This window comes from Canibacter zhoujuaniae, assembly GCF_011752005.1.
Taxonomy (GTDB): Bacteria; Actinomycetota; Actinomycetes; order Actinomycetales; family Microbacteriaceae; genus Canibacter; species Canibacter zhoujuaniae.
The window spans coordinates 328,574-342,468 of the sequence record NZ_JAAIJZ010000001.1 but is presented as its reverse complement, the minus strand read 5'-3'; the positions used below and the strand labels follow the sequence as shown (position 1 = coordinate 342,468).

Below are 13,895 nucleotides of genomic sequence, written 5' to 3'. Positions count from 1 at the left end.
CTAACTGTTATTTTCGGTCAGTTGATCCTCTGTATGACTGTTGCTGCTCTGAACGCCCTCTGCAGCCTCTTCAGCCCGTAGACCAGCGATTGCAGACTCAAAATCGCTTAAACTTTCAAAGTTTTCATAGACGCTCGCAAAGCGTAGGTAGGCGATCTGATCGAGTTTGCGGAGAAAAGGCAGGATCGCAAGCCCAACCTCTTTTGCTTCAACCTGCGCTGCACCGGTTGCACGCAGATTGTCTTCAACCTGCTGCGCTAAAAGTGACAGCTCAGCTTCAGTTACCGGGCGCCCCTGACAGGCCTTTTTAACACCTTCAATCACTTTAGAGCGCAAAAAAGGCACAACCGCTCCCCCACGTTTTAACACTGTGAGCGCAGCTGTTTCTGAAGTTGTAAACCGCTTCCCGCAGTTTGGACACTCGCGCCGGCGTCTGATTAGGGTGCCCTCGTCAGTTGTGCGGGTGTCTATCACACGCGAATCAGGGTTGCGGCAAAACGGGCAGTTCATTAGCTGGTGCCTCCAAAGCGAACGGCTGCGGCTGCTCCGTGGGCGGGCAAGCCCTCTGCGTCAGACATGGTCAACAGCGGATCGAGAACGTGCTGCAACCCTGCTTTAGAGTAGTTAATTACCTGTTGCGGGCGCAGAAATGTGTGTGCGCCAAGCCCAGAATTAAAGCGTGCTGTGCCGCCGGTCGGTAAAACATGGTTGGAGCCGGCCATGTAGTCACCCAAAGACACAGGAGCGTAAGGCCCGATGAAAATTGCGCCGGCGTTGCTGATTTCAGAAGCAAGTGCCTCAGCATCTGCGGTTTGGATCGAGAGATGCTCTGCCGCATAAGCGTCTGCTACTGCGATCATCTCTTGTCGGTCGCGCACCAGTATCACTCCGGACTGCGGCCCTTCGAGAGCGCGGGTGGCCCGCTCTCGATGCTCGGTTATCGCCAACTGCTGCTGCAGCTCGGCTGCACAGGCTGCAGCAAACTCTTGAGAGTCGGTCACCAGCACCGAAGCAGCAGCTTCGTCATGCTCTGCCTGGCTGAGCAGATCAGCCGCCACAAAACGCGCCTCTGATGTGCTGTCTGCGAGCACCATAATTTCAGTTGTGCCCGCCTCAGAGTCGATCCCCACAACGCCGTTAACAGCGCGTTTTGCCGCCGCAACAAAGATGTTTCCGGGGCCGGTGATAACATCGACAGACTCCAGGCCGATGTCAGGCACACCATACGCCATCGCCGCAATTGCACCGGCGCCGCCAATAGCGTAAACCTCATCGACACCGCAGAGCGCCGCCGCCGCCAGGATTGTCGGGTGCACAGAACCGTTTTCTGGCTGCACAGGTGAGCAGATAACCAGTGACTCAACCTTCGCGGCCTTCGCGGGCACCGCATTCATTATGACGCTAGACGGATAGACTGCTTTTCCGCCCGGCACATAGAGGCCGACACGCGAAACCGGCTGCCACCGCAGCGACACCTCAGCTCCAGTGCCAAAGTTTACTGTTTGTGCAGCAGGAATCTGCGCGAGAGAAGCAGCGTGCACGCGCTCCACCATCGTCTTTAAAGCATCCCGTAGTGCCGGATCGAGCGAGTCAAGCGCAGCGGTAATTTCACTTTCAGGCACTCTAAGAGCGTGACCTGCAACACCGTCAAACCGTTCCGCCTGTTCACGCAGGGCTTTTTCACCCTCGAGACGCACAGCATTTATCAAAGCAGTAACCTGCTCTTGCGCTTCAGTTGCACCCAGTGCAGCACGTGGTACGCTGTTGAGCAGTCGCTGCTTATCACCGGTTTTTCCGGTCAGATCTATAAATCGCATAATTAGCTAATTCTACCGCGCAAAATTAAGGCGCGACAGTAAAAAGACCGGTGTAGGCGAGCTCACGCACAACCGTGCAAAGCTCAGTTGCTAAAGCTTCGGGCTCTACCTCAAAAATATCGGCAAGCGCGCCAGCAATCTGCCCCACACTCAGCTCCCCGTCGCTCGCTCCAAGCATTGCTGCGGTTGCTGTGCCCGCTGGATACTGCTGTAGAAAAGGCAGCGTTGCCGCAAACCAGATTTCTTGCGGATCTGCCTCCCCCGGCTTGTGTAAACGCTGCTCTTTCACACCGGCGGCGAGCATCAGACGACTTTCGAGGATTTCTGAATCACTTAAGCCTGTAATGCGAGAACCGGTGCGAAACGCTGCATCAATAGCGCTCCCCAATTTCTGCGGATCCCCGTAGGGTGAGCGCACTTCTGCAACATGCAGAACGGGTTTCTGACCTCCGTTTTGCAGATGTAAGGAGCCAAAACTAACTGTCGATACTTCGCGTTTTTCAAAGTCGTCAAGGTAAGAGCGCTGCAGCTTTTCACTGGCTGCTGTGCCAAGCTGCACACCGCCATCGCGCGCCCACATTTTTGCGTAAGCAAGTGGGTTAACGCGATCCCTCTCAATAACCCATGCAGACCCGAACTGCTTAACACTCTGCTCAAGCCAAGCGGTTGGGCGATCCGCAAAATTCTTACCCCAGTAGTTTTCCCAACTCAAGAGGGCAACCGCTCGCCCCTCATTATTCAGATAACCCGGAAGCTGCTTGGTGAAGCGTGCAACCAGAGCATCTCCCGGTTCTTGCGTGCTGCGATAGCTGAGCGCGCTCTCCCCTGCGGGGTTGATAACAAACGGTGGATTGCTCGCCAGCAGGTCGAAGCGCTCTGCCCCGAGCGGCGCAAAAAGATCCCCCGCACGAAACTCGATATTTACTATCTCATTCAACTGTGCGTTTACCTGCGCAAAGTTGAGCGTACGTGAAGAAAGATCCGTTGCAACAACCTTTGCAGCGCGTTTTGCTAAGTGGAAAGCGACAACCCCGCACCCGGTTCCAATATCTGCGGCGGTGGCAACTTTAAGGGGTGGAAGCTGTGAAATGAGGGATCGAGTTGCGCCACCAACGCCCATAACATGGTCATCGGAAACAGCCTCTTTGCGCAGATGATCGTCTAAATCGCTGAATAACCACCAGCTGTAGGCGCCTGAGTCGCGGTTGTGCCCGTCAGCGATAGTTACCGGGTTCAAAGATACTGCAGCAGAAAAATAACTGTTATTTGCCCGGAGCACCCCGGCCCCTGTGAGCTCCTCCGGGGTCAGCTGTGTGAAGGTTGTTTGCAGCTCATCACGAGTGACAGGTGCCCCGAGATAGAACAGTGCACAGAGCGTTTTGAGTGGTGAGGCAGGAAGTTTGGCGAAGCGATGCAGCGCACCGGCAAAAGATCCCGCACGCAACGACTCCAACGCTTCTGCGCCAAGGAGCGCCGTCACACTGTCAAGCGTATAGTCGGCACTGTCAAGCGCTGCACGCAGTGCGGTTACTTGAGCAGGCGAGAGCGTCAGCGCAGCCGACATTACGCAGCGTTAAAATCAGATGTGTCACCAACAAGGCGTGTATTGTCGGCGGGCACCGGATCAACAGCCGCCGCCGCAACCTCTGCCGCAAATTCAGCAACGTTATAAAGTTTGCCCGCCCCCTCGCGACGCGCCTCGATTGCGCCAGGGTTTGCGCGCTCAAGCAGGGTTGCGGTGATTGTTCCTTCAATCATGTCACCCGACACAACAACAAACTCGATACCGTCTTTAGTGAGCGCCGGAATGCGTTCACGGAGGGCGTCTTCACCGGCACGCTTTGAGAGCGCGACCGGCTCATATTCAGGCATGGTGGGTGTGGTGCGAATAAAGTGCGCCTGATGGCTGGTCACAAAGACGACACGGCCACCCTCTGCAAGCAGCGGCTGCATTGATTCGAGCATGCGCACCTGCGAGTCGCGGTTTAGCACCATCGCATAGTCTTCGGCCATGCCGCGCTCCATGCCACCAGAGGCATTAAGCACGAGAATATCGAGACCGCCAAGCTCAGTTTTAATAGTGTCAGCGAGCTGCTCTACTGAATCAGCATCAGTGAGGTCGGCGCCAGCGGTAATAACCTTGCCACCGAATTTACTGAGTTCTTGAGCTAGTTTTTCAGCCCGCGCAGCCTTATTGCGGTAGTTAATCACGACATCGGCACCGGCCTCAGCAAAATAGCTGACGGTGTCAGCGCCAACTCCACGAGACGAGCCGGTAACCAAAACACGCTTTCCTTTAAGGCTGCCTGGTGCAAGCGGGTTCATATGTCCTCCTGACGGTGATAAATAATTAATAGTCTTACGATACTGCCTTCTTGATTCTCTTGAACAGTGCCCCACCGAAGACACCGCAGGGCAGCAAACAACTAAGGAGAGCGAACAACCCGCCGAAAATCATCGCCGGCGTTGCCCCGTCGTACAGCGGCACCTGCGCCGCCATACCACCAGCGGTGTGCGCAGGAACGTGAGCTAACACGCTGCCGTCTTTGTCGATAATCTCGCTATAGCCAACTGTTGAAACGTTAACCATTGCACGGCCGGCAGCAACAGCCTGGAGCCGCATAAGCGCGACCTGCTGCGCATTTTCATCCGTGTCTCCAAAATCAGCGTTGTTTGTGAGCGCGATAAAGACCTGCGCCTTTTCTTGGAGCATAGCCGTGCTGTGCCGGTCGAACACCATGTCAAAACAAATCGCGACGCCGAGTGCTGTGTTGGGGCTGTTTGGCAGCTTGAGAGCAGCCGGCAGATCTCCGTGTTTATAGTCCAGTTGCACAAGAGACACTAAATCTGGCACCAATAGATTAAAAAATTCTCTGTTGGGCATATATTCGCCGAAAGGAACAGGGTTCAGCTTGTCGTAACGCCCAATCTGCCAGCCTCTTTCGTTAAAGAGCACAGCCGAGTTTGTGACAGTTAAGTCAGCATCGGCTTCCTGCAAAATGCTTCCCACAAGCACAGGTGCTTCTATTTCAGAGGCGAGCTGAGCCAGAGCCGCTCTCACAGGGACGCGACGGGTTGCTTGAAACTCCGCCGCGTTTTCGGGCCACACCAAAAGGTCGAGGTCTTTCGGCTTAAGCCCGTCTGAAACACTGTTACGAAAATCTTTTGTGCCGGAGTTGCCACCAGTCATCTCAGCGATGAGGCCGTAGCTTGAAGCAAGATGATCTCGAAACACATCCCCGCTTTCGCGATCCTGAAAGATACCAGCGCGTGCATTACCCTGTGCGGCACCAATGTTTAAAGAGCCTGTGCTAGAAAGCGGAAATGCTGGGAGTAAGGCCAATATCAAGAAGCCACAGAGTGCGCTTCCGAGCGAGAAAAAAGCTTTACGTCTGCGTCTACCGGAGAGGTAATACTCGCGCAGGCCGAGCGCCAGTAGCAGACTACAGAAAACGAGTATAAAGCCCGAACCGGCCACCCCAAACCAGCTGACTGCTTCAAGCAGCGGGCTGCTCCCCTGCGTTGCGTAGATGCGCGCCCAAGAAAAACCACCGTAGGGGAAGGATCCCTCAACAAGCTCCTTAGCCACCCACAAACCAGCAACACCGGCAGCCTGCAACCCGATTGCGGAGGTGAGACGCACAAGACGGGAGGCAAAAAAACTAAAGAGTAAATGCCACAACACCATAACGCCGGCTAGCGCAAGCCACGGAATCGGGCCGAGATAGAGAGTCAGCCAGTTAATGTGCAAAAGCCAGAAAGCTGCGGCTCCGCTAAACCCGCCTAACAGCACAGCGCCAATAGATTTTTGCCACAGCGGTAAGAGCAGCAGGCAGATTGCAACCGGGGTTAACCACCAAAGCGCAGCGCCCTCATGAGAGAGATCTAACAGCAGACCACCGACACCAGCGGTGGCCGCCCAGATAACCGCTGGCAGCACAGTGCGCATAGCTTAGAGACCCGCGCTTTCAACTATGCCGTACAGCACAAGACCGCGCGCCTGCTTCGCCAGCACCTCCAGTGCATACATATCCGGGGTAGCTGGATCACTATCGACTGCCGCACAAGCACTAATTATCTGACCCAAGAGGTCTGCGGTCTGCTTCGCCCAACGCAAAAAGTCTCCGGGCGTAAGATTGCTGCGCTCAAGAATCTCTTCGAGCGGTTTCTTCTCTGCCCAGGCGTGCATCACCCAAGCTTTATACACTGCGGGGACTGACTGCTCTGGCAGACCGGCTGCCTCTTCTAGTTTGTCGATCCGCACCCACAGACGCTCTGTGGCATCAGTTGCTGCATAAAAGGCGGGGCTTAGCGGGTAATTATCTCCCCAGTCGTTTGGGCGCGGCTCATAGGTGAGCGCACCCACTAGCGCTGCAAGCTCAGCGGGTTTCAGCTCATTCCAGATTCCGTTGCGGATCGCTTCGGCAACAAGCAGAGAGCGCTCACCATAAATATGAGTGAGAGCATGCCCCCACACGTTAGGCTGCAGATCATCCCTCTCTGATGCGGTGAGGTATCCCAGTTCGCTTAGCACGCGCACAACTTTTTTGAAGCGGCGCGGCACGCTGTTCACCCTGCCAGAGATGCGGTTTTGCTCGCGTGAAACGCGCCGTCTCAGCTTTTTCGCCCGGTCTCGCCAGCGGGCAGCTTCAGCCTCGGTCTTTGCCTTAGCGATCGCTGTTTCGTATGCGGTAAGCGACTGGCGCATTTTTTGTATTTCGGCTGCGTTCCCGACCACTGCGCGATCCGCCTGAAACTGTGCGAAGGAACGCTCAAGAGTTTTATAAACCTCATCGGGGGTTCTCGTGCACAAAAGATTAACCGCCATGTTGTAGGTCGGCTTAAAGCTCGACTTCACCGGGTAGCTGCGGTTGCCCGCCAATCCCTGCAGCATTTCGAGATCGAGACCATCGTGCCAAACCACGACCGCGTGCCCCTCATCATCGATCCCCCTGCGCCCGGCACGGCCGGTGAGCTGCGTGTACTCGCCGCTGGTAAGCGGCACACGATCCTCACCGTTGAACTTCACAAGCTTTTCTAGCACAACCGCCTTAGCCGGCATGTTCAGCCCCAAAGCGAGTGTTTCGGTGGCAAAAACTATTTTCAGAAGGCGCTGTTGAAAAAGCAGCTCAACCACCGCTTTCAGCTGTGGCAGCAGACCCGCGTGATGCGCTGCGATCCCCCGCTCAAGACCCCTAATCCAGGTGCGAATGCGCAACACACGACGTTCGGCCTCAGAGAAGTCTGCGGTTGCAGCGAGTGCAACACGGCGTATTTCTTCTCGTTCTTGCCTGGTTGTTAGCGATACGCCCTCATACAAACAGTTTGTGACCGCCTGATCACAACCGCGGCGACTAAATATGAAAACGATTGCAGGGGTGAGCTTGGTTTCATCCAAGCCGCGCACAATATCTGCATGACGAATTGCGCGTATTTTTTTAGGCGCAGCTCCCCTGCTCCGTTTTCGTTTGGCAGGCAGCTTGTGCACGAGCGCACGATTAAACCTGCCGTGCACGTACAGCGGTTCGAAAGCGTCAGGAGTGAGCACATGCTGATAGAGCGGCACAGGTCGTCGCTCGGAAATAATTACTTCAGTATCGCCACGCACTGTGTTAATCCAGTCGCCCAACTCTTCAACATTAGACACTGTTGCAGAGAGTGCGACAATTTTAACGTGCAGCGGCAAATGCAGGATGATCTCTTCCCACACCGCACCACGAAACGGGTCTCCTAGATAGTGCACCTCATCAAGCACAACAAATGCAAGACGATTAAGGCTGTCAGCGTCAGCGTAGATAATATTGCGCAGCACCTCGGTTGTCATTACCTTAATTGGCGCCGCAGGGTTAACCGTCACATCGCCGGTTAACAGCGCAACCTGATCCTCACCGTATGTCACACACAGCTCGCGATATTTTTGATTAGAGAGAGCTTTTATCGGTGAGGTGTAAATTATCTCGAGATCGTGTTCTTGCCGCGATAGTGCAACTGCAAACTCAGCAACTGTTGTTTTTCCCGAGCCTGTGGGGGCGGCCACGAGCACTGATTTGCCACCCGCAAGACGCAGACACGCCTCTGTTTGAAAAGGATCGAGTTGATATCCCAGTCTCTGCTGAAAGGCAGCAACAGTATCTCGAGCGTCAGCGGTGGTTTCTGTGATCGCCACTCTTAAACACCCTCATACTCAGCGAACTCGGCGGCCGACCGCTTCGCCCTGCGGCGGTCAACCAGATACGCTATGAGCGCTGCAGTGAAATAGAGCAGTACCATCGGGATTGCGATCACGAACATGCTGACAACTTCAGCGGCGGGGGTTGTGATAGCAGCAAAAAGCACAATAGCCATAACCGCATAGCGCCAGCTTCCAATAATCGTTTTGAAGCTTAAGACACCAGCAAAATTCAGCAGGACGACGAACACCGGCAGCACAAAACCAACGCCGACCGAGAGCAGCAGTCTTGTTGCAAAATCTAGGTAGGTGCGCGCATCCAGCAGCAGCGCATCTTCGCTAGAGCTAAAGCTGGTGAGCAGTTTCACAATGTTTGGCAGCACGTACCAGCCGCACACAGCCCCGCTCAAGAACAGTGGGGTTGCGGCAGAGATAAAACCGATAGTTGTCGCTTTTTCTTTTTTGGTGAGGCCCGGAGCGAAAAACGCCCAGATTTGGTAGAGCCAAATAGGGGAACCGATAAAAATCGCGATAAAAATTGAGATGCGCAACTTCAGGTCAAAAGAGCCTGTGACATCACGAAATGTAATTGCGGTAAGACGCCCATTTTCGGCGGCTATTTGGTTGACCGGTTGGCGCAGAAAATCCCAAACCATATCGCTTAAAAACCAACCTGCGATAGCGGCAACAGCAACTGTTATTGCGCAGATGATGAGCCGTCGTCGAAACTCTGCAATGTGCTCCATCAGCCGCATTCGCGCTTCTGGATTGCTTCGCCGTTTCGATCTCGCCACGCCTAGATTGTAACGCAGGTTAGTCGCCGTCTCTAATAACGGTCTGCAGCAGTTGCGCTGCAACCATAGCAATCCGCTCACGCGAAGCCGCACTGCCTAGCACTATTATCTGGCCGGGAGCGCTGAACACGAGTTTTTCAAGATTTTCTGGGCGCCACAAATCAACCGAGCAGTGGATCCAGTCAGCATAGCCGACAGGTTCTTGGCCTTTTACGGTTTTGTACTGCCGGGGTTGGAACTCTTTAATTAAAGTCAGGGCTTGGGGTGCCACCAAGATATCCACTGTGGCGTGTTTTCGTTGCCGTGTTGCGGCAAGAGAGGCTGCAATATCTGTTAAATCATCGTCGGATAGTATCTCACCGAAATGCGGATCACTCATTTTATGGAGATAAAAGTGACGCGTTTTACCGGCAGCTAAATCGTAGGCGTCTGCTAACCAGTCACCATCAATCAGTGACATAGAGTTAATAAGAGCCGTCCGGTCTTTAACCGCTGACCCATTATGGTATTTAAAATTGAGCCCGCGCTTTTCCACCAAAGCGGTTAATACGGTGTTGAGTTTTTTGGCATACTGCGGATCGCGGTTTAACGGCGACAGCTCGGGTGCAGTCTCGCGCGCGGACAGTGCAGTAAGACGCTTATTTTCTGACAGGCTGTATAGAAAATTGGCCCGCTCTGCTGCAGAGTATCTGCTGTCGTAGATAAGTCTAATTTTCTCAATCGCACTCTCACCCGCAGCTTTAAACTGTGCGGGAAGATGCATAAGCACGGTCTTAATACCGGTAATTAGCAGATCTAGTTCGGCAGCTGTAAATGTTAAAGAGGCGTCTAGCAACTCACCCGAAACGCGGACGATACCTCTCTCAGTGAGATCTGTTTCATCAAATAGTGGGTATCGTTCGCTCGACCAGGCGGTTGGTGTGTCTGCGTCAATCGCATCGTAGCTGATCGAGTTTACACCGAGTGCAATTTTTGTTACTGTTTCTTCGCTCAACTGCAAAAAATTTGCAAGCTGTGTAACAGAGATTTCCCCGCTCTGGCCCACGATTTGCACAATCGATGTAGCAAGCGTCATGCGCTCAAACTCGTCAAGTCTTGAGGCGCGATGCGAAAATGCGCTGCCCCGGGTAGTCGGTGCGGCCGGCTCTGCTCCTGTGTGCTGTTGCACAACCTTTTCTAGTGCAGTCTGAACGGCGGTAGCTATTGGTGAGCCGCTGTCAACCCGTGCCGCGCCACGCGCTTTGATTATGAGCCTCGATACCTCTGGCAGGTCGAACTGCGGTAGATTATCGTCCGTCCAGCCGTCAGAATTGGCTACGGGCCTTGCCTGACCGGTTAGGCCATACCATCTCTCAGTTAGTTCTCTGAGTGGCAGGTGAGCAGAATCATGCCGATTCAAACTCAAGTGGATACGGTCCGCATTGATGAGGCGAGAGAGTTCACTCTGTTTAAACTGTGTCAGTTCGAGGTCTGTGACGCGCAGTTCTGCTGCCTGTGCACGATCGTTAGGCTCGATACCCTCCAATTCATGAACCGCCCAAATATCGAGCTTTGCAGAATCCTGATCCACTCCTATCAACCACCAACGCCCCAGTATTTCTACGAGCTCGAGCGGTGCGATAAGGGTCTTATTGCTATTTGTCGCAAGCAGCAGGCCGTGCTGCAGAGCGTCAAGTATGGGCTGTAATTTAGACGAATCTATCGCGCTATCCAGCCGCAACAGCTGTGCTCGCGGCTGATGTATGCCAATTAAAGTAGCGAGCTTAAACAGCAGAGTGCTGTTAATTTTGTCCCGTCTGCGCGCAGACCACATGTTGCCCGCAGCGTAGAGCACCATAGCTTCCACGTTTGTGAAAGATTGAGTTACCTCGCCCAGAAAGGCTGAATCTAGTTCTAAGCTGTAGCGATTATTTTTATCAAGTTCTAAAACAATGCCGCTCTCTTTCAGCGCCCGCTTTGCAGCGCTAAATTTCTGTTCGGCCGATGATTTACCACCCTTTAGAAACTGGGTCGGAAAGGCTGTTATGATCTCCTCTTTAGTGCGCGGCCTGGGGTCACTCTTAAACGCAAACAGAATGGCGGCAGCGGGTGACTCTGCACCATTTGAGTGAGGTGGCGAGGGGCTCATCTTCTGCAGTCTAGCCTCAAACCTCTGGATCCGGGTTTATTTGACGCTGCTGGGCAAATCGTTCGGCGGCACGTGCTTTTTTACGTAAAACTTTATCGCTCTTCACCATCTGCCCAACCATGCCCGGTGTCCAGGCATCAACATCAGCATCACTAAATTCTGACTTTGATGCACGTCGCTTCAGCTCAGGCAGCACTGCACCCGGCGCAAGGCGTCTAGCCGTCACAAGAAAACCTGTGTGCCCCACCATACGGTGATCTGGGCGCACAGCAAGCCCTTCAACATGCCATGTCCGAACGAGAGTCTCAGATGACTGGGGGTGCGTGAAGGCGCCGCTTGCGCGCAGCGCCTCTACTGTGCGCGATAACTGAGTCACAGTCGCTACGTATGCGATGAATACGCCGCCGCCAACCAGCGCGGTTGCAGCAGCGTCAACACACTCCCACGGCGCAAGCATATCCAAAACCACACGATCAATCGATCCCGGCTCTGCGACCTTAGGCAAAACATCCTGGAAATCACCCACAGATAGCTCCCAATTCGGCGCTTTGCCGCCATAAAATGCTGTCACGTTTGCAGCAGCGATGTCGGCGAACTCTTGCCGACGTTCGATTGAGTGCAGCCTGCCGCTGCCCGCAAGCGCGCGCAAGAGATGCAGAGTTAGAGCACCAGAACCGACCCCGGCTTCAACAACATTAAGCCCTGGCGCAATATCGCACTGTGACACAATCTGTGCGGCGTCTTTTGGATACACAATTGCGGCACCGCGCGGCATCGCCATCACAAAATCGGCCAGCAGCGGGCGAATAGCTAAAAACTCCTGACCACCCTCCATCGTCAGAACACTCGCATCATCGCGCCCCACAATATCTTTGTGCGGGATCATCCCCCAGTGGGTGTGAAACTCCCCTTCGGGCACGAGTGTAATGCTGTATCGCTTATTGCGTGGACCGGTGAGCTGCACTCGGTCACCAAAAACGAAGGGGCCACGAACTGCGCTCATAATTTATACCTCTGAAAGACTGTGGCCGCCACGGGTTGGTGGCAGATGACGAAGTTTTGTGAAATATGTTGACACTGTTTCAATATCAACGTCTGCTAGCGTATCAAGCACTAAATGAGACTGGTAGCCGCTTAAGTCTAGAAGGTGTTCGACGCCAATTGTGACGCATCCGGCGCTGGTTGCAGCAGCGAGCCCTGTGTCAGAATCTTCAAACACAACACAGTCTCCGGGGTCAGCGCTCACCGCAGCTGCACCAGCAAGGTATGGCGCAGGAAGCGGTTTTCCGCCACCCGGAGGGAAATCATCACCGCCAAAAATAGCCGCAAATGTGCCTTCTGGAAGTTCGGCCGCAACAGCCTCTGCAACATTACGCAGTGCCATAGTCACCAACACGTTCGGAATCCCGGCTTCACGTGCGGCCAGCAACAGCTCGCGCGCTCCCGGCCGCCAAATTACGCCCGCAGTCTGATAAAGCTCAACCACACGATTTGCTTTACCCTGCACGATATCTGCGGCTGGCAGTGTCACCCCGTGTTCACGCAGCACTCGCGCTGATTCCCACAAACTTTTACCGATCAGCCCCTGTTTAGCTTCGGCAGACAGCGCAACACCGTACTGACTAACTATTTCATGACCGGCCCGCACCCAATACTGCTCGGAGTCGACAATCGTCCCGTCAAGATCCCACAGCAGCGCAGCTGGTTTTCTTTCTTTCTGCATTCACTCTCCTGAAGCGAGGTTGATTTCAATACCGAGCAAGTTTTGCACCGCAGCCACAACAGTCTGCGGATCATCTACGCCGGTAGCCGCAGCCGCATCGAGCACGGCGAGCATCACCGGAGTGTCTAGATCGTTGGCAAGTGCCTGGCGCAGCTGCAGTAAGACAGCGGCGGCAGAAGTTTGATCCGCCCGCTCTGTTGCAAATCCCTTTGCCCAGCGCGCTAGTCTGGCACGCGCCCTGTCGATTTCACCGTCCTGCCACTCCCACTCTGTGCGGTAGTGATGCGCGGCCAGCGCAAGCCGGATCTCTGAGCCGCTATACCCTGCTTGTAACAGCTTGTGAACAAACACCAGGTTGCCACGGGATTTACTCATTTTATGCCCCTGGTAGCTCACTAGCGCGGTGTGGGAGTAGAGATGCGCAAGCGGATTGCGATACAGGGCGGCTGCGGTAGCCGCTGAAAACTCATGGTGCGGGAAGGGAAGATCCGCTCCCCCGCCCTGCACGCTGAACGGAGTGCCCAACGCCTCAGCGGCAATAACAGCACACTCCACATGCCAGCCGGGTCGCCCGTAGCCAACCGGTGACTCCCAAGCAGGTTCACCCTCTCGCGCTGCCCGCCACAGTAGCGGATCGAGCGGATCACGTTTGCCTGCGCGGTCTGGATCGCCGCCGCGCTCAGCTGCCAGCGTTAAATACTCAGCAGGAAGCAGCTTCGTAATATCGCCAAGTTGCCACACTCCCTGCTCAGTAACAGCTTTATAGTCAAAATAAATATCATTTGCTGTAGCTTCTGGGGTGTCAACCTCATACGCGAATCCGTGCTTTAGCAGTTTTAAAACAGCGTAGGCAATTGGCTGCACCACCTCGGTAACTGCAACGTAGTGCTGAGGTGGCAGCATTTTTAGCTGGTACATATCTGAGCGGAAAAGCCCAATCTGTTCTGCTGCGAGCCCTTCCCAGTTTTTATGAGTTTGTGCGGCTCGCTCCAGCAGCGGATCATCAACGTCGGTGATGTTTTGTGCGTACTCGACAGCGTATCCCGCATCGAGCCACGCGCGCTGTAGCAGGTCATAGCTTAGGTAGGTGAAGGCGTGACCAAGGTGTGTGGCATCGTACGGGGTGATACCGCACACATAAAGGGTTGCTCTGCCGTTTGGCAGCGTTGTATGTTCAAACCGGCCTGTAGCGGTATTAAAAAGACGCGGCAGATCACCCTTACCGGGCAGTTTGCTTAATGCTGGAGCTGTCCAAGTACGCATA

11 protein-coding genes are annotated in these 13,895 nt (G+C 54.4%); all 11 read right to left on the bottom strand.

Going from position 1 to position 13,895, the window contains the following annotated elements; all coding sequences use genetic code 11:
- From nrdR to mshC, 11 genes are read right to left on the bottom strand one after another with little or no spacing between them, the layout of a single operon-like run.
- Positions 1-510 (bottom strand): transcriptional regulator NrdR, encoded by a 510-nt coding sequence (nrdR, locus tag HCR00_RS01585; RefSeq protein ID WP_166984808.1) that lies wholly within the window; start codon positions 508-510, stop codon positions 1-3.
- Entirely contained in the window at positions 510-1,817 is a 1,308-nt protein-coding gene (gene hisD, locus HCR00_RS01580) for a histidinol dehydrogenase (protein WP_166984810.1), read from the bottom strand. Before hisD ends, nrdR begins: the two co-directional genes overlap by 1 nt.
- A gap of 25 nt (positions 1,818-1,842) precedes the next feature.
- Positions 1,843-3,381, bottom strand: a complete 1,539-nt coding sequence (locus HCR00_RS01575) for a methyltransferase (RefSeq protein WP_167142179.1) — start codon at positions 3,379-3,381, stop codon at positions 1,843-1,845.
- On the bottom strand, positions 3,381-4,142 hold the full coding sequence (locus tag HCR00_RS01570) for an SDR family oxidoreductase (RefSeq protein WP_167142176.1): 762 nt from the start codon (positions 4,140-4,142) through the stop codon (positions 3,381-3,383). The genes HCR00_RS01575 and HCR00_RS01570 overlap by 1 nt, the downstream gene beginning before the upstream one ends.
- Before the next feature lie 34 nt (positions 4,143-4,176).
- Positions 4,177-5,766, bottom strand: coding sequence for an apolipoprotein N-acyltransferase (gene lnt / locus HCR00_RS01565; RefSeq protein ID WP_167142173.1), 1,590 nt, complete (start codon positions 5,764-5,766; stop codon positions 4,177-4,179).
- A gap of 3 nt (positions 5,767-5,769) precedes the next feature.
- Entirely contained in the window at positions 5,770-7,983 is a 2,214-nt protein-coding gene (locus HCR00_RS01560) for a DEAD/DEAH box helicase (protein ID WP_167142170.1), read from the bottom strand.
- Positions 7,984-7,985: 2 nt separating this feature from the next.
- On the bottom strand, positions 7,986-8,780 hold the full coding sequence (gene tatC / locus HCR00_RS01555; protein WP_243854493.1) for a twin-arginine translocase subunit TatC: 795 nt from the start codon (positions 8,778-8,780) through the stop codon (positions 7,986-7,988).
- Between the two features lie 19 nt (positions 8,781-8,799).
- Positions 8,800-10,908 carry a WYL domain-containing protein gene (locus tag HCR00_RS01550; protein ID WP_167142167.1) on the bottom strand — a complete coding sequence of 703 codons (2,109 nt, stop codon included), beginning with the start codon at positions 10,906-10,908 and terminating at the stop codon, positions 8,800-8,802.
- A gap of 16 nt (positions 10,909-10,924) precedes the next feature.
- Positions 10,925-11,911: a tRNA (adenine-N1)-methyltransferase gene (locus HCR00_RS01545; protein WP_166984822.1), complete on the bottom strand. Its 987-nt coding sequence runs from the start codon at positions 11,909-11,911 to the stop codon at positions 10,925-10,927.
- Positions 11,912-11,914: 3 nt separating this feature from the next.
- Positions 11,915-12,631, bottom strand: a complete 717-nt coding sequence (locus tag HCR00_RS01540; protein ID WP_166984824.1) for an HAD family hydrolase — start codon at positions 12,629-12,631, stop codon at positions 11,915-11,917.
- On the bottom strand, positions 12,632-13,894 hold the full coding sequence (mshC, locus tag HCR00_RS01535) for a cysteine--1-D-myo-inosityl 2-amino-2-deoxy-alpha-D-glucopyranoside ligase (RefSeq protein WP_167142164.1): 1,263 nt from the start codon (positions 13,892-13,894) through the stop codon (positions 12,632-12,634).
- Position 13,895 lies beyond the last annotated feature (1 nt).